21 protein-coding genes and 1 pseudogene are annotated in these 21,681 nt (G+C 34.5%); 18 read left to right on the top strand and 4 right to left on the bottom strand.

The genetic code is table 11. The annotated features are described in order from the left end of the window. Positions 1–7 precede the first annotated feature (7 nt). From RBQ61_RS00995 to RBQ61_RS00975, 5 genes are all read left to right on the top strand, one after another. Entirely contained in the window at positions 8–1,108 is a 1,101-nt protein-coding gene (locus RBQ61_RS00995; RefSeq protein WP_308138688.1) for a DHHW family protein, read from the top strand. A 307-nt stretch (positions 1,109–1,415) separates the two neighbouring features. Then, positions 1,416–1,856 carry a MarR family winged helix-turn-helix transcriptional regulator gene (locus RBQ61_RS00990; RefSeq protein WP_308138687.1) on the top strand — a complete coding sequence of 147 codons (441 nt, stop codon included), beginning with the start codon at positions 1,416–1,418 and terminating at the stop codon, positions 1,854–1,856. 43 nt (positions 1,857–1,899) lie between these two features. Continuing rightward, positions 1,900–2,715, top strand: a complete 816-nt coding sequence (gene arsM, locus RBQ61_RS00985) for an arsenite methyltransferase (RefSeq protein ID WP_308138686.1) — start codon at positions 1,900–1,902, stop codon at positions 2,713–2,715. Between the two features lie 10 nt (positions 2,716–2,725). Further along, on the top strand, positions 2,726–3,220 hold the full coding sequence (locus RBQ61_RS00980; RefSeq protein WP_308138685.1) for a GNAT family N-acetyltransferase: 495 nt from the start codon (positions 2,726–2,728) through the stop codon (positions 3,218–3,220). A gap of 426 nt (positions 3,221–3,646) precedes the next feature. Then, positions 3,647–4,957 (top strand): cytochrome c biogenesis protein CcdA, encoded by a 1,311-nt coding sequence (locus RBQ61_RS00975; protein ID WP_308138684.1) that lies wholly within the window; start codon positions 3,647–3,649, stop codon positions 4,955–4,957. Positions 4,958–5,231: 274 nt separating this feature from the next. Here RBQ61_RS00975 and RBQ61_RS00970 read toward each other — a convergent pair whose 3' ends face one another. Beyond that, on the bottom strand, positions 5,232–5,375 hold the full coding sequence (locus RBQ61_RS00970; RefSeq protein WP_308138683.1) for a hypothetical protein: 144 nt from the start codon (positions 5,373–5,375) through the stop codon (positions 5,232–5,234). Positions 5,376–5,490: 115 nt separating this feature from the next. Here RBQ61_RS00970 and RBQ61_RS00965 point away from each other — a divergent pair, with 115 nt between their 5' ends. The 4 genes from RBQ61_RS00965 to RBQ61_RS00950 all read left to right on the top strand — a co-directional run bounded on the left by RBQ61_RS00965 (position 5,491) and on the right by RBQ61_RS00950 (position 9,272). Then, on the top strand, positions 5,491–5,754 hold the full coding sequence (locus RBQ61_RS00965) for a hypothetical protein (RefSeq protein ID WP_308138682.1): 264 nt from the start codon (positions 5,491–5,493) through the stop codon (positions 5,752–5,754). Positions 5,755–6,182: 428 nt separating this feature from the next. Beyond that, the gene (locus RBQ61_RS00960; protein WP_308138681.1) at positions 6,183–7,136 is read left to right on the top strand and encodes a ketopantoate reductase family protein; all 954 of its coding nucleotides are present in this window, start codon (positions 6,183–6,185) and stop codon (positions 7,134–7,136) included. A 382-nt stretch (positions 7,137–7,518) separates the two neighbouring features. Next, positions 7,519–8,706: a GGDEF domain-containing protein gene (locus RBQ61_RS00955; RefSeq protein WP_308138680.1), complete on the top strand. Its 1,188-nt coding sequence runs from the start codon at positions 7,519–7,521 to the stop codon at positions 8,704–8,706. Positions 8,707–8,819: 113 nt separating this feature from the next. After that, positions 8,820–9,272 carry a hypothetical protein gene (locus RBQ61_RS00950; RefSeq protein ID WP_308138679.1) on the top strand — a complete coding sequence of 151 codons (453 nt, stop codon included), beginning with the start codon at positions 8,820–8,822 and terminating at the stop codon, positions 9,270–9,272. A gap of 476 nt (positions 9,273–9,748) precedes the next feature. Here RBQ61_RS00950 and RBQ61_RS00945 read toward each other — a convergent pair whose 3' ends face one another. Continuing rightward, on the bottom strand, positions 9,749–11,200 hold the full coding sequence (locus RBQ61_RS00945; RefSeq protein WP_308140078.1) for a PLP-dependent aminotransferase family protein: 1,452 nt from the start codon (positions 11,198–11,200) through the stop codon (positions 9,749–9,751). A gap of 129 nt (positions 11,201–11,329) precedes the next feature. Between RBQ61_RS00945 and RBQ61_RS00940 the strand changes: the two genes are divergently transcribed. From RBQ61_RS00940 to RBQ61_RS00930, 3 genes are all read left to right on the top strand, one after another. Then, positions 11,330–12,376 carry an ornithine cyclodeaminase family protein gene (locus RBQ61_RS00940; protein WP_308138678.1) on the top strand — a complete coding sequence of 349 codons (1,047 nt, stop codon included), beginning with the start codon at positions 11,330–11,332 and terminating at the stop codon, positions 12,374–12,376. A gap of 39 nt (positions 12,377–12,415) precedes the next feature. Beyond that, entirely contained in the window at positions 12,416–13,285 is an 870-nt protein-coding gene (locus RBQ61_RS00935) for a PhzF family phenazine biosynthesis protein (RefSeq protein WP_308138677.1), read from the top strand. A 63-nt stretch (positions 13,286–13,348) separates the two neighbouring features. Continuing rightward, positions 13,349–13,501, top strand: a complete 153-nt coding sequence (locus tag RBQ61_RS00930) for a hypothetical protein (protein ID WP_308138676.1) — start codon at positions 13,349–13,351, stop codon at positions 13,499–13,501. Positions 13,502–13,554: 53 nt separating this feature from the next. Here the strand turns inward: RBQ61_RS00930 and RBQ61_RS00925 are convergent. Next, positions 13,555–14,286, bottom strand: a pseudogene (locus RBQ61_RS00925) (IS3 family transposase); the annotation flags it as partial. Positions 14,287–14,509: 223 nt separating this feature from the next. Here RBQ61_RS00925 and RBQ61_RS00920 point away from each other — a divergent pair. The 4 genes from RBQ61_RS00920 (at position 14,510) to RBQ61_RS00905 (ending at position 17,941) form a co-directional block, all read left to right on the top strand. Beyond that, positions 14,510–15,118 (top strand): TetR/AcrR family transcriptional regulator, encoded by a 609-nt coding sequence (locus RBQ61_RS00920; RefSeq protein ID WP_308138675.1) that lies wholly within the window; start codon positions 14,510–14,512, stop codon positions 15,116–15,118. A gap of 120 nt (positions 15,119–15,238) precedes the next feature. Continuing rightward, positions 15,239–17,479, top strand: coding sequence for an ATP-binding domain-containing protein (locus RBQ61_RS00915; RefSeq protein ID WP_308138674.1), 2,241 nt, complete (start codon positions 15,239–15,241; stop codon positions 17,477–17,479). Continuing rightward, positions 17,476–17,709, top strand: coding sequence for an acyl carrier protein (locus tag RBQ61_RS00910; RefSeq protein ID WP_308138673.1), 234 nt, complete (start codon positions 17,476–17,478; stop codon positions 17,707–17,709). Before RBQ61_RS00915 ends, RBQ61_RS00910 begins: the two co-directional genes overlap by 4 nt. A gap of 10 nt (positions 17,710–17,719) precedes the next feature. Beyond that, positions 17,720–17,941, top strand: a complete 222-nt coding sequence (locus RBQ61_RS00905; RefSeq protein WP_308138672.1) for a heavy-metal-associated domain-containing protein — start codon at positions 17,720–17,722, stop codon at positions 17,939–17,941. Here RBQ61_RS00905 and RBQ61_RS00900 read toward each other — a convergent pair. Then, positions 17,882–18,220 carry a transposase gene (locus tag RBQ61_RS00900; RefSeq protein ID WP_308138671.1) on the bottom strand — a complete coding sequence of 113 codons (339 nt, stop codon included), beginning with the start codon at positions 18,218–18,220 and terminating at the stop codon, positions 17,882–17,884. The genes RBQ61_RS00905 and RBQ61_RS00900 overlap by 60 nt on opposite strands. Before the next feature lie 1,026 nt (positions 18,221–19,246). On the opposite strand from RBQ61_RS00900, the gene RBQ61_RS00895 reads away from it, so the two are divergent. Beyond that, positions 19,247–19,972 carry a gamma-glutamyl-gamma-aminobutyrate hydrolase family protein gene (locus tag RBQ61_RS00895; protein ID WP_308138670.1) on the top strand — a complete coding sequence of 242 codons (726 nt, stop codon included), beginning with the start codon at positions 19,247–19,249 and terminating at the stop codon, positions 19,970–19,972. Between the two features lie 37 nt (positions 19,973–20,009). Further along, positions 20,010–21,425, top strand: a complete 1,416-nt coding sequence (locus RBQ61_RS00890; RefSeq protein WP_308138669.1) for a YfcC family protein — start codon at positions 20,010–20,012, stop codon at positions 21,423–21,425. The last annotated feature ends 256 nt before the right edge of the window (positions 21,426–21,681 follow it).

Below are 21,681 nucleotides of genomic sequence, written 5' to 3'. Positions count from 1 at the left end.
GTATAGGATGAAACATAAGATTATATCACTTTCGTTTACGGGAATATTAATAGCAATGCTTCTTTTAAATAGCATTTTGCCCGCTAAGGAGGTCTCAAAAAGTGAACGTAGAAAGCTAACACAATTTCCTACCTTGTCATGGCATACAATAAAAGACGGTGAGTTTATAAAAAAATATGAAAAATATGCACTTGATCAAATAGTTTTCAGAGATTACTTTAGAACTTTAAAAACATCAGCAGGTTTTTATTTATTTGGCCTTTCTGATCAGCATGATATTTATTTGCAAAATGATCATGTGTTTAAAATGGAATATCCATATCGTAAAGCAAGTGTGGTAAATATGACAAAAAAGCTTAATTCTATTTATGAAGCATACCTTAAGGACATGAATGTATACTACTCTGTAATTCCTGACAAAAATTATTTTGTAAGAAATGATGATGAGCATCTATTCATTGACTATGAAGATATGCTGAATACACTAAATGACAGGGTGGCAAATATGAAATATATATCATTGTTTGATATTCTTTCGTTAGATGATTATTATAGAACTGACTTGCACTGGAAACAAGAAAGCATTATTAAAGTCGCTGATAAACTTGCTGCTACTATGAATCCAAATTATAATTCTATTGATATGGATTATAAAAAGACAGAGTATTATCCTTTTTATGGTTCATACTATGGTCAGGCGGCCTTGCCTATTGCTCCAGACACACTTAGTTATTTAGTTAGCGAGACGCTTAACAACGCTTCTGTATTTTATTATGACGATTCTGTATCAACTCCGGTAGAAACAGAAATATATGATGAAAAAAATTTATTAGGTGTAGATTCTTATGATGTGTTTTTATCTGGAGCTAAACCAATAGTAGAAATATATAATAATAATACTCAGGCAGATAGTGAATTGATAATTTTTAGAGATTCATTTGCAAGTAGTCTAGCGCCGCTTTTACTTGATGCGTACAGTAAGATTACACTTGTAGATTTAAGATATATTAGCTCTGATATGATTGGAGATTTCATAACTTTTGATGATCAAGATGTACTGTTTTTATATAATACTTCAATTATAAACAACAGTACAATGCTTAAGTAATTTGCATAAAATTTAGAATTTTTACTGTATATCAATATTTAAAATTAAATATTTACTGATGCAAAATAAAATTTAGAGCTCTTATACTACTGCATAAGCTAAAAGTCTGCACCATAAATGGTGTGGACTTTTATTTGACATTGTGTATTAAAAAGGTTGTGAGAGGACTGACGGTGTGCTATATGTGAGTTTATTTTGAACTATGAAGGTGAAGCTTTGACTTTAAAAATTAAAAATAGAATAAAAATAAAAAACAACAGTTGCAAAATACAACTGTTGTATGATATTATGATTGTGAGGTGATGAAATGATAAATCAAGGAAGTGAAGTTTTGCGTGAGTTAATTCGAATACTTGTCAGAGATTTAGGCGCTCTGGAAAAAAACGATGCCTCCTGCTGTGGGGTTAGCTTAGCACAGTGCCATGCCATAGTTGAAATCGGACGAAAAGAAAAGATTTCATTAGTTGACCTGGCAAGCTTGTTGGGCTTAGATAAAAGTACAATGAGCCGAACTATCAATAATCTAGTTAAATCGAACCTGGTTATCCGGGATATAGATATGGAGAACAGACGTTATGTAATTATTCAGTTAACTGAAAAAGGTAGTAGTGTATTCAGAAATATTGAAGAAAGTATGGATGAATATTATAAATGCATCTTCAATTCAATTCCGGAAAACAAAAGGAGCCAAGTGATTGAGAGTTTACAACTTTTTAAAGAAGCTGTCGAAAGTAACAATTGTTGTTAAGTAATTTCAATTCAATAAATTTTTTAACAGGAGGTAAGTTATTATGGAAAAGAGTATTCAGGATGAAATTAAAACGTATTATGGCGGTATTGCAAAAAAGGTAAGCGAAAATGCAAAAATGTCCTGTGGATGCAAAACATCATGCTGTGGCGATACAGCGAAAGAATCCGTTTTGTATTCTGAAGATTTTACAGCAGGGATACCTGTTGAAGCAATTAATGCATCTTTAGGGTGTGCCAATCCACTTGTGCTTGCAAATTTGCAGCCGGGTGAAACTGTACTTGACCTGGGCAGCGGCGGAGGTATCGATGTCCTGATCTCATCGAAATATGTAGGTGAAACTGGGAAAGTCTATGGTCTTGATATGACTGATGAAATGTTGGAATTAGCAAATCAGAATAAGAAAAAAAGCGGCGCAAAAAATGTGGAATTCATCAAAGGATATATAGAGGATATTCCTATGCAGGATGAAACCGTTGATGTTGTTACCTCAAATTGCGTAATTAATTTGAGTGAAAGCAAGGAAGATGCCTTGGGAGAGGCTTACCGTGTTCTGAAAAAAGGCGGCAGGCTTGCCATAGCGGATATCGTTCAATTGAAACCTGTTTCAGATGAAATAAGGCAGAACATTCAGATGTGGGTAGGCTGTATTTCAGGTGCATTAACAGTGGAGGAATACGAAATAATTCTGAAAAAGATTGGCTTTAAAGAGATTGAGATCACCCCTGTAAATATCTACACTAAGGATGTTATCAAAGAGATTGCAGTATCTAAAAAATTAGGCAACATTTACTCTAAAATGGATGAAGAAGCATTAGATGGAGCTTTTGCAGGTGCACATGTTAAAGCATATAAATAGGGGGGGGAATATGGATTATGAAGTTGAAGTGATGAAAGCATCTGACTGGTCACAGGTTGCAAAAATTTATGCAGAAGGAATTATGACCAAAATAGCTACGTTTCAAAGTGAGGCGCCGAGCTGGGAAGAATGGGATAAAGGACATTGCAAATCCTGCCGCCTGGTAGCCAGAACAGGTGACATCATCCTGGGTTGGGCAGCTTTATCACCTGTATCCAGTCGGTGTGTTTATGCTGGAGTTGCAGAAGTAAGCATCTATATCAATAAGCAGTATCGAGGTCAAAAAGTTGGAACAGCGCTTCTGGAAAAATTAATTGAACTCTCAGAAGAAAACGGGTATTGGACCCTGCAATCAGGAATTATTAAAGAGAATACCTCCAGCTTGAATCTACATAGAAAATGTGGCTTTAGGGAAATAGGGTATAGAGAAAGACTTGGTAAAATGGATAATGGAAAATGGCACGATGTAGTATTAGTCGAGCGAAGAAGTAAGCTCGTCGGCTAATAGATAAAGTAAGAAACTACCTTTTTCCGACCTTCTGTTATAAATAATTCTTTACATTTATACGGAAAAGTCTTACAATATGCGTTGATTTCAATGATTATATTGATTAATAATCTGGGGCAAATTTTTAGCATTTACTTGCTATAAATTTGCCCGTTTATTATTTCGCCATCAAATCATTAATAAAGTTTTCTAATTCAGTTGCTGATTTCTTTTCTATGGCATCTAACGAATGTATATATGACTCCATTGTACATTCTAATTTTGATAGTCTTGCTTTACTTATGTAATTTGGTTACTGAAAAATTAATGATTTTATAATAATATTTTATTTATTGTTTCAAAAACATTATATTAACTAGATGAATTTATTGTGAAAAAACTGATATAGCAAGACTATAGCATAAATATGATTGGAGAAAAGTTATGTTTGAGGGAATTGTAGCATCAAATAGTATTAGCTTTATACTTGTATTTTTAGAAGGAATATTGTCCTTTTTTTCACCTTGTGTAATACCACTAATCCCAGTTTATATGAGCTATTTAGCTGGCGGTGGAAAAAGAGTAAATGAAGATGGTATGATTGTATATGACAGGAAAAAAGTATTCCTGAACACAATGTTTTTTGTGTTAGGAATCTCTTTTGCATTCTTTATATTAGGAATGTCCTTTACGATTCTTGGCAGTTTTTTTAGCAACAATAAGCTGCTGTTTACAAGAATAGGCGGAATAATTATTGTTATATTAGGGTTATTTCAGCTTGAAATATTTGATTTTTCGTTTTTACAAAAAGAAAGAAAAATACATATTGAATTGACTGATAAGAAAATGAATCCAATTATAGCCCTTATCATGGGATTCACCTTTAGCTTTGCATGGACACCATGTATTGGACCAGCCCTTTCTTCGGTGCTTATTATGGCATCAGGAGCAACAACTTCATTAGTAGGCAATCTGCTTGTATTTGTTTATGCAATTGGATTTTTAATTCCATTTCTTTTACTTGGAATATTTACGACACAGGCTTTGAATTTTATAAAATCAAAACAAAGACTGTTGAAATATACTATTAAAGCCGGAGGAATAATTCTCATCATCATGGGAATTATGATTTTTACGGGATGGATGAACAATGTATCAGCTTATTTGAATTCTTATAGCTATAATAAGCAAAGCAGTTCACAGGACATATCAGATAAAACAGATGAATCTGAATCTAAAAATAGTTCAGAAACTGAGAGCCTAGATAATAATTCAGATGAAGAAAATGAAACAAGCGATCAATTCCCAGCATTTGATTTCACTTTAATAGATCAAAACGGTAATGAACATACACTTTCTGATTATAAAGGCAAAGTTGTATTTTTAAATTTTTGGGCGACTTGGTGCCCACCCTGTAAAAAGGAAATGCCTGATATAGAGGCACTTTACAATGAGTATAATTTAAATCAGAGCGAAGTGGTATTTTTGGGAATTGCGAATCCTAGAAGTGAAGAGTATCCAAACAATCAGGATGGCGAAAAGGAAGAGATTAAAACTTTTCTACATGATAATGGATATACTTTCCCCACACTATTTGATGAAACAGGAGAAGTGCTACAAAATTATAACATATCGGCATTTCCAACCACCTTTATGATTGATAAGAAAGGAAACATTTTTGGTTATGTTCCTGGTATGATGACCAAAGATATCATGGTTAATATAATTAATCAAACTTTGCAGTCAACAGAATAAAAACAAGAATAAAAATCCTAAATGATAAGGAGATACAAAGTTATTATTCACAAATTTGATGTTAATATATTGTGACAGGTACACTACTTAATAAGTGAGGTTAAGCAACCTGGAAAATACATTGGAAACTGTCCATTTTTCTGACCTTCTGTTATAAATTATTTTTGTATTTATACAGAAGACTCCCGTAATATGCGTTAATTTCAATGGTTGTATTGATTAATAATCTCGGGCAAATTTTTAGCATTTACTTGCTATAAAATTTGCCCGTTTATTATTTTGCCATTAAATTATTAATAAAGTTCTCTAATTCAGTTGCTGATTTCTTTTCTATGGCATCTACTGAATGTATGTATGACTCCATTGTTGTTCTTGCATTAGAATGTCTCATTCTCTTAGCTACTGTTTGGACATCCACATTAGCACCAATTCTTATTTCTGAATTTCTTAAACCATAGAATATATCTAAATAATACTGCCTTATGCATTAAATTAGTTTCTTGCTCAAATATTTCAAATAGTTTTCCTATTTCATGCATAGGCATAGAAGTTCAGAATATACAGTTGTAAAGACTGCTTTTAATCGTTTACAGCAAAAGGAAGATATTATTAAAGAGATCATATTTGCTAATCAATATTACAATACTTCTGAAGATTATGATGGTTTTCATGGAGGAAGAATCATTTCAAATGCGCCTTTTAGTAAATCTGAAATAAAGATTGCAGAAACAAATTATATACGTACTATTTCAGCTCAATCATTGAATAATATGACATGGAAGTTATTGTATAATTAATGAGTCCATAGGGGACGGTTAGTTGTTGAAAATACATATCATGTGGTATATAATGGATATGGCATATTAATAACCTGGAAGAAATCTCCGAAATAAAATGGATAGATATTTCAAAAGCAGACAAATTAATGCCTTATCACAAATTTGGTATAGCCAAATTGATTAATGGCTCAGCTCTGTACACATATCAAAAATAATAAAATTTTTCATATTGCTATACATAATTCAAAAATTACGTCGCAATAGTAGAATATTAGGACGTAAATTAAAGCCTCAACACAGTTGGTAATGGTATAACAGGACGCCTTGTATTGTTGTTATGTCGTAATCTTCAAATAATAATATTTTGTAAATAGGAATTTGATAGGAAAGTTTGTATTGCAGATTTGAACTGCAGATTATTTATGTTTCGTGAAAGGGGTACCTTAATGAATATATTAGTTTACGGAGCGGGCGTTATTGGTAGTATATTTGCAGGAAAACTTGCTCTTGCAGGAAATAATGTTAGTGTTTTAGCACGAGGAAAAAGACTTGAGGAGATAAAAAATGATGGAGTTATCCTCGTCAATCCAAAAACGAAAAAAAATGAAAAGGCAAGTGTTAAAGTTATTGATATGCTACTTCCAGATGATAAGTACGATTATATTATTGTTGCAATGCAACGGACACAAGTTGATCATATTCTTCCTGCCTTATCTCAAAACTGCTCAAAGAATATCGTATTTGTTGTTAATACAGCAGGTGGATATGACAGATGGGTGTACGCTATTGGAGAGAACCGACTTATGATAGGTTTTCCTTCTGCTGGCGGAGAACGCAAAGATGGAAAGGTATATTACTTTGTTGGTAAAGGGATACAAAGGACGTTTCAAACAACAACCTTTGGAGAGTATAGCGGCGAAAAAACAGAACGTGTCAAAATATTAATAAAGCTATTTAATCAGGCAAAAATCCCATCTGTTTTTTGCAATGATATGGATGCTTGGCAGAGAACTCACGTTGCCATAGTAAGTAATATAGCCAACGCATTATATAGCTTTAACTGCGATAACTTCAAATTAGGTCATTCATATAAAGGTGTTAAAGATATGGTGTTGGGAATAAAAGAGGGACAAAAAGTGCTTAAAAACAGTGGCATAAAGGTCACACCACAAAAGCTATGGTGGATAGAACTGCCTACTCCAATTTTAACTTTTTTATTTGCTATATTTATGAGGACAACACTCGCAGAAACAACGATGGCAAAGCATTGTATTGTGGCAAAATCTGAAATGATATATTTGCAAGAAGAGTTTGACGAATTGATACGAAAAAGCGGTGTTGAAACGCCCATAATTGATAAGCTAAAGAAAAATCTGTACATGAAAAATGAGCATAGTTAAAGCAAGTAAATTTCAATTTGTAGTTGTGAAATATACTACACGTGTTGTAAATTGGACTAAAGTACATATTGAAATATTTGGAGAAAAGCTCCGTTTCTAAGAGAGAATTTTGTTCAGAAAATAATTGTAAGATATAGAAATATAATAGCTGGTCAAGGAATAGCATTTATTAATTTAGTTCTAAATAATTCATGCGGATAGTCGCAGAACGAATTTGTCCAGATATTTGGTGAATTGATAAAATTAAATGAATTTAATGAGAGTCAAGAATATCCATAATTGCATATCATGGTGGAGTATATGATAAAAGAAAGATGGACAGCTATCTGAGCTTTCGAGCGGTAAAGAAATTGACTAGATTTATTTAAGGAAAGGGTGATCTATGAGCTTAGATTTATTTACTACCATTAACACGTATATGTTTGTTAATTATATATGTACTTTCATATTAGGCATTTCATGGTATCGAATCAAGGATAAATATGACGGTATTCTGTTCATTTTTATAGATTTCATTTTTCAATCTATAGGGCTCTCATTAGCTAGTCTGCAATCAGTTTTATCTCCAATATTTTCTGTAGTTCTAGCTAACGTATTAATGTATATTGGAGCAATATTTCTTCTTTACGGTATTGGACAGTTTATAAGCATAAACATACGAAAGTTGCAATATTTTTTTTTCAGCATACTTTTTATGGGTTTATATAGTATATTTACTTTTTTTATTCCCAGTATCAGAATGCGACTTGTTGTATTTACTGTTATGATTTTACCTATTTTCATACATACAGTTTATATTATCTTATTCAAAGCTGATAGAAAACATAAGAAGTTTGCAATTCATGTAGCAATTGCACACATATTTTTTATATTGGTTCACGGCTCAAGAGCTTATATTGGCTTGAACAATTTTAGGTTGTCTGATTACAATAAGTTGCATCAAAGTGAGTCAATGTTAATTATGATCAGCATGTTACTTATGATTTATCTCACATTTTCTATAACTCAAATGATTCATATGAAACTTCTGCATCAATTAGATCAATCCATCGGCTATACTAAAGAACTGTTAGAAAAAACACAGCATCTAGCTACTACTGATAATCTAACACAAATCTATAATCGAGGAAAAATTGAAGAAATCCTAAAAATGGAAATCAATACTTATTACAATTATGCTAGTATATTTACCATATTGATGGCTGACATCGACCATTTCAAACGATATAATGACGTGTATGGTCATGATTTTGGTGATCAAGTGATAATTGAAGTTTCAAGGCTTCTACAAGAAAATCTACGTACCACAGATGCAATTGGACGGTGGGGTGGGGAGGAATTCTTAATTGTTTTAAAAAACTCAAATTTGAAGATAGCTCAATCTGTTGGTCAAAAACTTATTGATAAAGTAAGCACCTATGAATTACATTATGGCGAAACTATAGAGAATATTACTATTAGTATTGGATGTTCAGAAATGACAGAATCGCATACGATGAGTACACTTATTAAAAGCGCTGATATAGCCTTGTATAAAGCCAAGAACAACGGACGCAATCGAATAGAGTAAAATTTCTGATTTGGTACAGATGTAGAATTCAATCTTATACTTTTATTTGTTAAATTATATTAGAATCACAAATACTTGAGGTTACAACGTATTATTTATATGAGGTGAAGCTTATGAAAACTGGAAAGTTAAAAAAGTATATTCGAAGCGCGATATTTGTGGTAATAGGCTGTTATATATCGGCTGTTATTATATCTAGTGCGATGATGAGTCAGATGACGCAGATAACTTATAATGCCACTGCGTATGGGACAACTTTAAGAGAGGATATTGTAGATTTTAAAACAAATACCGTTCAACGAAATTATTATGATTATTACGGTAACCCAACAGGTCACAAAGAAAATCTAATTAATCCAACAAAAGAATTTGGAATAAAATGCGTATGCTCATTTTCTTTGCTTCCATTGTGGCGCAAGAATTATTTTAATTTGCTTATTATGGATGGTGACCAATATAACATTGTGAGAAGCTATAAGGAAAGCGAAAATGTAATTTATGGCAGCAATGCGTACCCGTTAACATATTGGTTTGTTCTTCAGGCAATCGATAATACTTTAAAATGAAGAGTATGAGCATGACACTAAGCTGACAAATTTCATACGTACCGCAGAATTTTGCGGCAGTAAGAAACGGGAGGTATATATTCTCCAATTACACAGAATCAGCGACACTTAGAATTAACGAAAAAAATAAAAATTGATAATAAAAGTAATATTTTAACTAAGTTTATGGTAGACATATATTTCCTTGTTTTTTAGGGCGATTTACAGATGGCATAAGGTAAAATTAAATTTACAAGACTATAAACAGAAATTTGGGACAAATATTACGCTAAAACTGAATCATAAGGTCAGAAATAGGCAGTGGATGATGCATAAAATCCACTGCCTATTTTTTGCATAAAAGTAATTAAAAGGAGAATTTGAAATGTCAAGATATTTTTTTACGGCACAAAACTTTCTGAGATTGAGCAACTGTTATTACACTACACACATTACAGACAAGGCTGACGTCTTGTTTGCTTATGAAGATCATTGAATTATGTTAATAATTCTGAAACTATTTCTGAGAGAATTTTTATACCGCGATCTATTTGTTCCAATGATATATAAGAATAAGAAATTCTTATATATCGGCTTGAATGAAAGTCATATAAATCTCCGGGGTAAATCAGGAGATTCCTTTTTAAAGCCTTATAAAAAATCTCATGCATTGATACATTATTATTTAACTTTAGCCAGATAAAAAAACCTCCCGATGGGACAGTCCAAGAGCCGAGGTTGCTAAAGTATTTATTTAATGCCGAAAGTGTAGTATCACGCCGTGTTTTAGCATTTTTTCTCAGCAATTCATTATGCTCATAATACAGACCGCTGGCAAGTAATTCTTCAGTAACATATTGAGAAATGGAACTTGATCCATAATCATTCTGCATTTTAATATCCGCCAGCCGTTCAATAACCTTCTCCGGCCCGACAACCCAACCAATCCTGAGACCAGGGCTTAGATTCTTAGACACACCGCCAATATACAGGACAAGCCCATTTTGATCAAATGCTTTTAGTGGCGGTGGTGGTGTTTCTTCAAACCAAATCTCACGATAAACGTCGTCCTCTATAATCGGCAATCTTTCGGACTCGCAAGCCTCAATCAGTTCTTTACGCCTTCGTAGCGACATAACATTTCCTGTTGGATTGTGAAATGTTGGTATGGTGATAAGCATTGATCCTCTTCTACGTTGATGCTTTCCAAGCAATTCCTTTATATTGATGCCCTCTTGATCGAAAGGTATTCCTGACAGTTGCATTCCAAATGATTGGAACGTTCTTAGAGAGTACAGATAAGACGGTTTTTCCAGGTATACAACAGAACCTCTATATAAAAGGCCCAGCGATATGAGCTGAAGTGCCTGTAAGGCTCCGGAAGTGATCAATATTGATGAAGGCTCCGTTTCTATGCCGATGTTCTTAAGATAAGCACAGATTTCTTTTCGCAGATCAATTGAACCCCTTGGCTCTTCATAGTTTAAAGATTTTATAGAATTGGAGAGCTTTTTCAATGTTTTTTGAATCTTTTCATATGGAATCAAGTCGGGTGCGGGTTCACAGGGGCCCAGATTGATGATGTCCGTTCTACGTTCCGCCTGATAAATCTGCTGCGTAATAGTTTGATTTGGCTGGTGTGCTCCTGAGGAAATATAGCAGTTCCAATTGGGAGAACGTGTTGTTGAAAGTAAGTTCCATGTATTGCTGACGACTGTCGTGCCGCCGCCGGCATTGCCTTTAATAAGACCTTCCGCAGCCAACTCCTCAAGTGCAGCTACGACCGTGCTCCTGTTGACGCCTAAAATTTCAGAAAGCACTCTCTGGCTTGGCAGTTTTGAGCCGATCTCCCATTCACCATCAGCGAGTTTATCCTTTACATATCTTACTATTTGCAAATACAGTTGAGTTGAATCGCTCCTGTCCGGTTTCCAATCAATATCAAACATCATCATTCCTCCTTGAAAGCATTATACAACTTGGTTGGTTAATAATCAACCATGAATGGTTGGAGACTTTTTAAAACACATTTATTATAATTACATTGTTAAATAAAAACTAATTAAGGAGTGTGAAAAATGATACCTGTAAGAATTCTAACTGACGATGATGTTAAAAGTATGCTTGACATAAGAAGTGCAATCGAGTCTGTTGAAAAAGCCTATGCTATGAAGGCATCCAATAAGGCAAGACTATTTCCGCTGATATCGGAAGATCTTCATCCGGGCTCAGCCGATATGGATATCAAATCCGGAGTGCTGAACGAAGAGGATGTGTTTGGACTTAAGCTAGTGGCTTGGTTTGGTAAAAATGTTAAGATTGGCCTTCCGGCTTTAACCGGCTTATCTATGTTGTTTGATTTAAAAACCGGATTTCTAAAATCAATCATAAATGCGAGATATTTAACAGGATTGCGTACCGGAGCCGCCGGTGCGATTGGTATTAAATATTTGGCAAGACAGAATTCGAAAGTGCTGCTGGTTGTAGGAACCGGAACCCAGGCAGTATTTCAGGTTGCCGCCGCTTTGTCAGCAGTAGAGTCAATCAAGAAGGTATATATCTTTAATCCCGCGCAATATGAAAGTGCTGTTAGATTTCAGCGTTCCATCAAGAAGGAGCTTGGGAAGATCGCGAATGATTTTAAAGATCCGGACAATAAGAACTGGCACAAAAGATTAGAAGCCATTGAGTTTATTGTTGTTGCCAGCCCGGTGGAAGCACTGGCGGAAACAGATGCGGTCATTACCATTACCCCTTCCCGAAAACCGTTAATTTTAAAGGAGTGGATAAAACCGGGCATACATTTCAGCTGCATTGGAGCAGATATGGGCGGCAAGCAGGAAATCGACGAGAAAATCCTTGATGATGCGGTTGTCTTTGTTGATGATATTGCGCAAGCATCAACTGTAGGTGAAACACAGAAAGCAATAAGGGAAGGTAATTTATGCATCGATCAACTGACTGAAATCGGTCATTTGATTCTGGGAAATACCAGAGGCCGACAATCCGACAAGGATATAACCGTATTTGACAGCACGGGTATCTCCCTGCAAGACATTGCCGTCTCCAGCTATCTATTAGCAAAGGCCGAGGAAATGAACATTGGAACGATAATACAAATATAATGCAGTATATCTTATATGGATATAGTCAGGAGGAATAAAATGTTAATAAAAGCTTACACACTAAATACCTTCACAAAATCTACCAAAGGCGGAAATGCGGCAGGAGTGGTTCTTGACGCTGATACCTTGACGGAAAAGCAGATGAAAAGAATTGCGGCTATACTAGGATACAGTGAGACCGCATTTGTCATGAAATCTGACCATGCTGATTTTAAGGTCAGATTCTTTACTCCCAATGAGGAGGTTGACCTGTGTGGTCATGCCACAATAGGTACCTATTCCGTGTTATCTAGCCTTGGACAAATTGAACCGGGTAATTATACACAGGAAACTTTAGCTGGAATTTTAAACGTGGAAGTAAAGAAGGATTTGTCAATTATGATGAATCAGCCGGTCCCTGTTTTTTATGAGACAATTGATAAGGATGAGATCGCAGGTTCAATGAATATCCAAATCTCTGAAATTGACAGTTCTCTGCCTATTCAGATCGTTTCGACAGGATTGAGGGATATCATGGTACCAGTTAATAATCTTGATGTGCTTCGTTCCATACAGCCGGATTTTAAGAAGATTGTAGAAATATGCCAGAAGTATAATGCTATTGGTTATCATGTTTTCACTATGGAATCAGAGAACAGTTCTAATGCACAATGCAGAAATTTTGCTCCTTTGGTTGAGATTCCCGAAGAGTCGGCCACTGGTACTTCAAATGGCGCTCTTGCCTGTTATCTTTTCAAATATGGCAAAATCAACAGTGATCAAGCAAGGAAAATCATTTTTGAGCAAGGTTACACGATGAAAAAACCATCCGAAATATTAGTGTCATTATTAACTGAAGATAATGAGATTCTAGAAGTCAGGGTCGGCGGAAGGGCATCAAATCAGTCTGAAACTGGGATAGAAATATAAATGTTATTATGACTGAGTAAAAACAAATTTGTTTGAAAGGGAGGAATGTGAGATGGCGCAGAAGTGATTGAGGCCAAAAATAAACCCAGCTATCCGATGGGGGTACTTACCTTTGATGCTATCGGCAAGAGATTTCTTTACGACAGCAGTCATCGAAAGCGATTTGAAAATATTATCAAAATAAAAAACAGAGTGGTAAAGAATATTGATTTGTAGTGACCCCAATAAGTTAGACTTGATAGCGTAGTAGTAAATCTGCTACGCTATTTTTATGCAACTTGATAATTTAGCCTGTACTGGACAGGAGTAAAGTAGCCAAGTTTTTGCTTTGTGCGTTTATCATTGTAATAATCTATATATTTTTCTATTTCTGCTTTTAACTTGTCAAAACTATAAAATGTGTTTCCGTAATAGACTTCTTGCTTTAAGATACCAAAGAAATTTTCCATTACTGAATTGTCTAAACAATTACCTTTGCGTGACATGCTTTGATATATCCTATTATTTTTTAATGTTTTGGAATATGCTTTCATTTGATATGCCCAGCCTCTATCAGAATGAAAAGTCCTTCTGTATTTGCAATCATTTGTTGCAGCTATCGCTTGATTTAAAGCGTTCATAATACCATCTGCTGATGGTGTTCGGGTAATACTGTAACTTAGAATTTCTCCATTAAACATATCTAAAAATGGATCGAAATACATCTTCTTTGTTATCAATCTTCCTTTGTCGTCAAATTCATAATACTTAAACTCTGTTGTATCAGTTGTAATTTTTTGATGAACAATGCTTGTATTAAATCGTCTGTTAACCATGTTTTTTGCAATTCTGCCTACAACGCCTTTATATGATGAATATTTTCTGCTCTTGCGTGTATATGATTTTACTTGCAAACCAAGCTTTTGAACTAGTCTTTAAACTTTCTTTTTGTTGATTTTTAAGCTAAGTTCTCCATATATTCTTCGATAACCAAAATCCTTGTGTTCCTCGCGAATTTCTATTGATGAGAAAGCCTTTCGAGTAATTGTTCATTCCATACTCCTTGCCAAGTATGGAACAGAGATATTAAGTACCTGCAAATAAAAACAGACTCTGTATTAGCAAGATTTACTTTTCATATTTCATTTTAAACCAATGACATTTTTGTTGACAAAAAAAGTGTAAAGGAGTATGCTTACATTACCAACGGTAATTACCGTTGGTAATGTAAGATGGAGGTGCAAAGTGAAAAGGAATATAACTAAAAAGCAAATTGTAGAAACAGCTCTTGAGCTTATGCGCAATAATAGTGATTTGCGAGGTCTTAATCTTCGAGAAATAGCCCGAACATTAGGATGCGCCCATACAAATTTATATAATTATTTTCCCTCATACAATGATTTGTTATGGGAAACACACGTTGCTATACAGGAGATATTTATGAAAATGCTCACAAAAAAGCTGAATGTAGCAAATACTGCAGAGATGCGCCTTACTTATTTCTTCGAGGCCTGTGTCGAAATGTATCTGGATAACAAAGGATGGTTTCGACTTGCATGGCATGAATATATTGATGGAGATCGTCCGCAGGAAGATATTGAAACAACAGAAGCAACAAACAAAATGCTAAATCAGCATATATCCAACATATGGAAAGAACTTTATGGGCAATACCCAAATAGAGATGTGACCAAACGAATTCTTCATAATACCCATTGCTACATTGTAGGAGAAATTTCAAATTATCTTTTAGGAAGAGGTTTGATTGAGAATGAAACAGAGCTAAAGGCCTATATTACTCGTGAAGCCGTCCGTATGTTTCGGTTATGTCTTGCAAGCAGTGATGAAGCGTAATCTTTTGAAACAAAGCTGTTGCAATAGGGTGAACCCTAACCACCAATGTGGGCATTGAGCAATATAAATGATTGTCATGATGCTAATGTTAGATTTTACCATTCGAAATGAGGTGTTTACTTGGAAAACTATGAACAGGAATTTAAAATTGAACTTGCTCATTACAATGAGATTCTTGATGTCATTCACGAACAATTGGAGGATGCTAAAAAAGTCAACTCCAAAAGCATAGAAGCCTTAAGAGAAACAAACCGAGAAATGTGGGAGAATGCCTCCCATTCCGCAGATGATTTTGATGGAGCGGCTCAGTTAAGCCAATTTTATCAACCACTTGCCAGCAATACTTTGGCAATAGAATCCAGTGCAAAAAAAGTACAGCTGCTGGAGCGATTATTGCAATCGGCCTATTTTGCCCGGATTGATTTTTGCTCTGTAAGTAAAGAACAGTACGAAAAAATCTACATTGGCAGAGGGACATTATTTAATGATCAGGAGAAAAGAATTATCATCTATGATTGGCGTTCTCCTATTGCAAGCCTGTTTTACCGTTTTGAAACCGGAAATGCATATTATGATGCACCGGGTGGCCGCATTACCGGAGATATTGGGCTGAAACGGCAATATGAAATAAAAAAAGGAGTCTTTGAGTACTTTTTTGATGCCGATGTTCAGATTGCAGATGAGTTTTTACGTAAAATGCTCTCTGAAAACACATCCAGCAAAATGAAAACCATTGTAGAAACTATCCAAAAAGATCAGGATATTGCCATCCGAGATGTGTCTCACGACTTGCTTATGGTGCAAGGCATTGCCGGAAGCGGTAAAACCTCCATTGCTTTGCATCGTGTGGCTTACCTCAAATATCAGGGTCTTTCAAGCCGACTGAAAGATATTATTATTCTATCCCCTAACACTCTATTTGAACAATATATTTCCGATGTTTTGCCGGAGCTGGGTGAGGATGAAGTGAAATCTGTTGTGTTTGATGATTTGGTAACGAATAGTCTGCCGGATAAGCCAGCATTTCAGTCCCGCTACAACCAAACCGAAATGCTGATTTCCTTCACATCATCTGCTGCGAAAGCTCTGCAAAAGCAATCAATGGAATTCAAAATGTCCAGAGCCTTTGTCAGAATAATAAACAGATATGTAGATAGCCTGTCAACATCTCATATCGTCTTTCCCGATATTGAGTATGATGGAAAAATAGTTTTTACAGGGCAGCATTTAAAAGAACGTCTGCTGCAAATGAATAGAAATATTAGTCTAGCGGTAAAACTGAGCCATTTGCGCCGGTATATCTTTGATAAAATACATGAGATGCGTAAAGATCGGATGCCTAAACTGTTGCGGCAAGCAAGGGAAGACCCTGAGCATCCTTTTGATTGGGAAGAATATGCAAGAGAGCTGTCTATTGAAGAAAGCACTCTTCTCGCTCAAAAAGTTGATGAGTTTGTCAAATTGGATGCTATTGCGCTTTACAAAAAATTGATAAACACAGATGGTTTATTGCTTTCTCTTTCAGCTGAAATTGGATTGCCAAACAACATTGAGGAAATACTGACTTACTCAAAGAAACAGCTCGCAGAATCTACGCTTCAAAATGAGGATGCTTTGGCTGTAACCTATTTGCAGCTATTGATCAGTACAAATGATAACTACAGAAACATCCGGCAGGTCGTAGTGGATGAAGCACAAGACTACTATGATTTTCATTTTGAGATCTTAAAACGATTGTTTCCAAATGCACGGTATACCATATTGGGTGATATCAATCAAACAATTGAAAAAAAGGAAAATATGAGCTTGTATGAAAGAATCACGGAGATCTTGCAACCGTGCAGTTCCTGCTTAATGGTTATGAATAAAAGCTTTCGATGCACCAAAGAGATACTTTCATTTAGTATGCAGTTTTTGGACGATAGTACTCTATTTGAGAGTTTTAATCGCAGTGGTGATATGCCACAGGTTATTGAAGCTACTGAAATGGATTTGCTTGACGAGAAAATTATCGAAGAAGTTATTTACAGCAAAAACCAAGGTTATGGGTCTATCGGAATTATATGTAAAGATGCACAGCAAGCAGAATTTCTTTACATGCGTTTAAAAGATAAATTGAGCCTTCATCTGGTACGCTCGGGTGAAAACCTAAATACAGCAGGAGCGTTTATTATCCCTATCACCATGTCAAAAGGATTGGAGTTTGATTCTGTCCTAATTTACGGTGTAGATAAAAAGCATTATCATTCAGTCAATGATAAAAAGCTGTTGTATATCGCCAGCACCCGTGCTCTGCATCGACTCAATCTGTTTTATACAGGTGAAAAAAGTTATTTGGTTCAAGGAGGTATCAGAATATGACTCTGGATATTATTATTTCTTTGCTCTGCAAGATTATAAGTGCTTCCGAAAATGATTTAAGTGGAAAAACACCATTGACACCAGAATACAATATTGAACCGATTGATATTGCAAAACTGATGATCGAAATTGAAAAGCGTTTTGAAGTGACAATTCACGATGAAGATGTTCATACATTCCAGACAGTGAATGATGTAGTTAAATATGTGGATGCACTGATTGCAGAATAGGAGGAAATAAATGAAAAAGGTTATTGTTGTTGAGGGTATGGATAATATGCCAATGGGCAGTGCCGTATCTCGAATTTTAGAGGGCATGAGCGGTGTGGATAAGGTAATCTTAAATTTAGAGGAAAAATCCATCATTGTAGAATATGTCCGGGGTGTATTAACGGAAGATGAATTATGTGATGCCATTAACGAGGAGGGGTTTGAGGTTATAGAGATATTTGAAGAGGGCTAATAATAATTGAAAAACAGGTGACTTTCTGAACTGATTACTATAAATACCTTCTTGACGCTTCTGGAACTTTTGCTCCAAAGATAAACCAGATATTTTATCTTCTATCTTAAAAAGCTTATTTATATATTCCCGGCCCTCATTTCCTTTTAAACCGGGCACTTCTATACCTTTTGAATCCAAAGGTATACTATTAAGAAAGTATCTCCTTACGTGCGCCCAGCAGAAGACATTTGTTACCTCGTCTATATTCTGATATGGGGTGCTTTGAGAAATAAGCACTCCACTTTGATAGTGATTTGATATTTATAAAAGTAGTAAATGATGTTGATATGTTCTCGAAAACTTCAAAACCATTGATATTTTTCCACATACCACGAAAACCCTAAAAAATGGTCGACATATTTCCAAGAAACCTGATGTCAATAATGGCAACTCAAAACATGTGGAAATAGTGCTTCTGTTAAGCAAATTCAATAATTACAAAGCCTGAAATAAGTTTTTGGCAAATAATAGTTTATTAACATTTAAAAACAACTGTAAATATAGTAAAATTACTTAAAAGTAATCAAAATACTACTCAATGACCTAATACGCCGCATGTGGAATGTGCTTCTGATAACCAGTAATTCCAATGGGTCCAGAGGCTAGGATATGTGCTCTGGGCAAATCTGGGGCAAAAAATATTTTTTAACATTGGAAACTACCCATTTTCCTGATATTCTGTTATAAATTATCTTTTATATTTATACAGAAAGGTTTCATGATATGCGTTAATTTCAATGGTTACATTGATTAATAATCTCGGGCAAATTTTTAGCATTTACTTGCTATAAATTTGCCCGTTTATTATTTCGCCATCAAATCATTAATAAAGTTTTCTAATTCAGTTGCTGATTTCTTTTCTATGGTATCTAATGAATGTATGTATGACTCCATTGTAGTTCTAGCATTAGAAAGTCTCGTTATTTTAGCTAATGCTTGAATCAACATTATCACAAATTAAAAAGTCTTAGGTATAGAAAGGCAAGTATTTTATAATAAGATAAAAGAACAAAACATTAAAGTGTGTAAAAATAATTAACAGCAAAAACCAAAGATTCTACTAAGGTGCCTAATTATTTGACAGTATTATTAATCATATTTTTAAAAGCAACTATAATATTAGTCAAATTACCCAACACTGCAATGATTTCAGCTATAACTAAAGTTTATATAGGGTTTGGCACAAATTTTGCTTATACTATAATGTCATAAAAAATAGGGGTGTCTAGTTGACACTACCACTTAATTAAAGAGAGGTACGAAATGAAAAAGCCAGTTATTGGAGTAACATGCCCATGGAGCGTTGAAACCTGGGGTGATTCTATTGAAGGCGGCGGCTATTATTATGCAGGTCGTCCTTATTCGCAAGCGATAGTTAAATTTGGCGGAGTTCCATTACTAATAGCTCCAGAATATAATGACGACTCTTTAGATTCTTATTTAGATTCAATATTGAATGTAGTTGATGGATTGCTATTTACAGGAGGAGGGGACGTTAAAAGAAAATCAAAAGAAGGACTCCCAACATTGAGAGATCAGCAGCCAATAAGATATGATTTTGAAGCTGCTCTAATGAAGAAAGCTTATGAAAAAAGAATACCTATACTAGGAATCTGTAGAGGGTTTCAAATGATACTGGAAGTTTTCGGTGGCAGTTTGTCTGATGATGTTATTGATGGTCATAAGCAAAACTTATATGGTGGAGATCCGTGGCATGAAGTTAAGGTTAATAAAGATAGCAAGTTATACGAAATAGTAGGTGCTGAAACATGGAATGTCAACAGTTTTCATGTTCAAAAGGCAGATAAGCTACCTAAAGACTTTATTGTTTCTGCAAAGACTAACGATGATGTTATTGAAGGTATCGAGTCAACAAGTTATCCATTTCTAGTAGGAACTCAATTCCATCCAGAGGAGTTATCATGGAAGGATGAAACTGCTGGAGAAATATTTAAATGGTTTATAGAAGCGGCTAAAACTAAAGAATGATTCAAAAATAAAATAAATTATTAAAGGGAGACATTATATGAAAAATAAAACTGGAAATGAAACAGTAAAGAAAAGAAAACCTTTAAACCCAAATGGTTATACTATAATAATATTATTAATATTTCTTGCAGTTATAGCTACATGGGTAGTACCAGCTGGTCAGTATGAGAGAGTCAAAGATGTAGCAACTGGAAGAGAAGTTGTGGATCCTTTATCTTTTAAGTATATAGAACGTTCACCTGTAGGGCTTTTTGACGCCGTAGTAGCTATACCATTAGGGATAAAAAACATGTCTGGTATAATTGCATTTATATTTATTGTTGCTGGTGCCACAGCTGTAGTAAAAAGTACTGGTGCAATAGATGCTGGACTTCTAGCATTAGTAGAAAAGTTTAAAGGAAAGGATGCACCTTTATTAATTGTAACTATTATCATATGCTCTCTAGCTGGTTCTTTGCTAGGGTTTGCTCAAGAGATAATACCGTTTATTCCTCTAGGAGTGGCAATGGCACTCAGTCTAGGTTACGATAGAGTAGTTGGATTTAACATAGTAAGAACGTCTACTTGGGTAGGATTTGCTGCTTCAACAATAAATCCATATGTTGTAACTGTAGCTCAAGAGATGGCAGGACTTCCTATTATGTCTGGTTTAGGATATCGTACTGGAGTCTATGTGGTATTTATGGCAATAAGCACCGCATACTTCCTGTATTACGCTAAGAAAGTAAAAGAAGATCCTAAAAATAGTGTAATATGTAATTATGAAAGCAAAGAAGATCAATCTCAGTTCAAAATTCAAGATATTGGACCTTTAACAACAAGACATAAATTTATATTATTAATATTTTCTTTAGGTCTAATAATTGCAGTTTATGGGATTGAAGGGTTTGGTTGGGGTACTAATCAAATGGCGGCTGTATTATTAATAGCTGGTGTAGTAGCTGGTTTCGCTGGTGGTTATAAGCCAGACACTATAGCTAAGGAATTTACTACTGGAATGGCTGGGATTACTAGTGGAGCATTAATAGCTGGTTTCACAGGTGCAATTGCTATTATTTTAGCAAATGGTAAAATATTAGATACTATAGTGTACTCATTAGCTCAACCATTGTCTCAAGTAAGTGGAGTTGTTACAGTAATAGGAATGGTTTTACTTTATAGTGTAATAACTTTCTTTATTGGTTCATCTGCAGGTAGAGCAGCAGCTACTCTTCCTATTTTAATTCCATTAAGCGATATATTAGGAATAACTAGACAAACTACAATTTTAGCCTTTATATTAGGTGGCGGAATAACCAACATGATTTGGCCAAATATGATTTACGTACTTTCATTTGCAGATATACCATATGGTAGTTGGTTCAAACATATATGGAAGTTAACAGCTACTTTAATAGTAGTAGCTTGTATAGCAGTTTCAATAGCATACTTTATAGGATACGGACCATTTTAGTTGAATACTTATTAAATTTTTAGAGACTGGTTTAACTAGCCTCTAACTTTAACAAACTATTATAATATCCTTATATTGTGTATCTCTTTTTATTATAAACTTTCTAATATTTCAAATATTTTTATATATTATACATTAGTGTCAATTAATTTGACGAATCTTTTATTAAATATATTAAGATTGTCTAATTTATTTACAGTCTATTGTATTTTAAGTAATGTTATAAATTGATGAATTGTAAATTATTAGGTATAAT

The organism is Sedimentibacter sp. MB35-C1, from assembly GCF_030913635.1.
Lineage (GTDB): Bacteria > Bacillota > Clostridia > Tissierellales > Sedimentibacteraceae > Sedimentibacter.
This window is presented reverse-complemented; position numbering and strand designations above follow the sequence as displayed.

Bases quoted from the DNA above. Each gene is read 5' to 3' on its own strand.
- RBQ61_RS00995 (WP_308138688.1), top strand. From the start codon at position 8: ATGAAACATAAGATTATATCACTTTCGTTTACGGGAATATTAATAGCA.
- RBQ61_RS00990 (WP_308138687.1), top strand. From the start codon at position 1,416: ATGATAAATCAAGGAAGTGAAGTTTTGCGTGAGTTAATTCGAATACTT.
- arsM (WP_308138686.1), top strand. From the start codon at position 1,900: ATGGAAAAGAGTATTCAGGATGAAATTAAAACGTATTATGGCGGTATT.
- RBQ61_RS00980 (WP_308138685.1), top strand. From the start codon at position 2,726: ATGGATTATGAAGTTGAAGTGATGAAAGCATCTGACTGGTCACAGGTT.
- RBQ61_RS00975 (WP_308138684.1), top strand. From the start codon at position 3,647: ATGTTTGAGGGAATTGTAGCATCAAATAGTATTAGCTTTATACTTGTA.
- RBQ61_RS00965 (WP_308138682.1), top strand. From the start codon at position 5,491: ATGCATAGGCATAGAAGTTCAGAATATACAGTTGTAAAGACTGCTTTT.
- RBQ61_RS00960 (WP_308138681.1), top strand. From the start codon at position 6,183: ATGAATATATTAGTTTACGGAGCGGGCGTTATTGGTAGTATATTTGCA.
- RBQ61_RS00955 (WP_308138680.1), top strand. From the start codon at position 7,519: ATGAGCTTAGATTTATTTACTACCATTAACACGTATATGTTTGTTAAT.
- RBQ61_RS00950 (WP_308138679.1), top strand. From the start codon at position 8,820: ATGAAAACTGGAAAGTTAAAAAAGTATATTCGAAGCGCGATATTTGTG.
- RBQ61_RS00945 (WP_308140078.1), bottom strand. From the start codon at position 11,200: ATGTTTGATATTGATTGGAAACCGGACAGGAGCGATTCAACTCAACTG.
- RBQ61_RS00940 (WP_308138678.1), top strand. From the start codon at position 11,330: ATGATACCTGTAAGAATTCTAACTGACGATGATGTTAAAAGTATGCTT.
- RBQ61_RS00935 (WP_308138677.1), top strand. From the start codon at position 12,416: ATGTTAATAAAAGCTTACACACTAAATACCTTCACAAAATCTACCAAA.
- RBQ61_RS00910 (WP_308138673.1), top strand. From the start codon at position 17,476: ATGACTCTGGATATTATTATTTCTTTGCTCTGCAAGATTATAAGTGCT.
- RBQ61_RS00905 (WP_308138672.1), top strand. From the start codon at position 17,720: ATGAAAAAGGTTATTGTTGTTGAGGGTATGGATAATATGCCAATGGGC.
- RBQ61_RS00895 (WP_308138670.1), top strand. From the start codon at position 19,247: ATGAAAAAGCCAGTTATTGGAGTAACATGCCCATGGAGCGTTGAAACC.
- RBQ61_RS00890 (WP_308138669.1), top strand. From the start codon at position 20,010: ATGAAAAATAAAACTGGAAATGAAACAGTAAAGAAAAGAAAACCTTTA.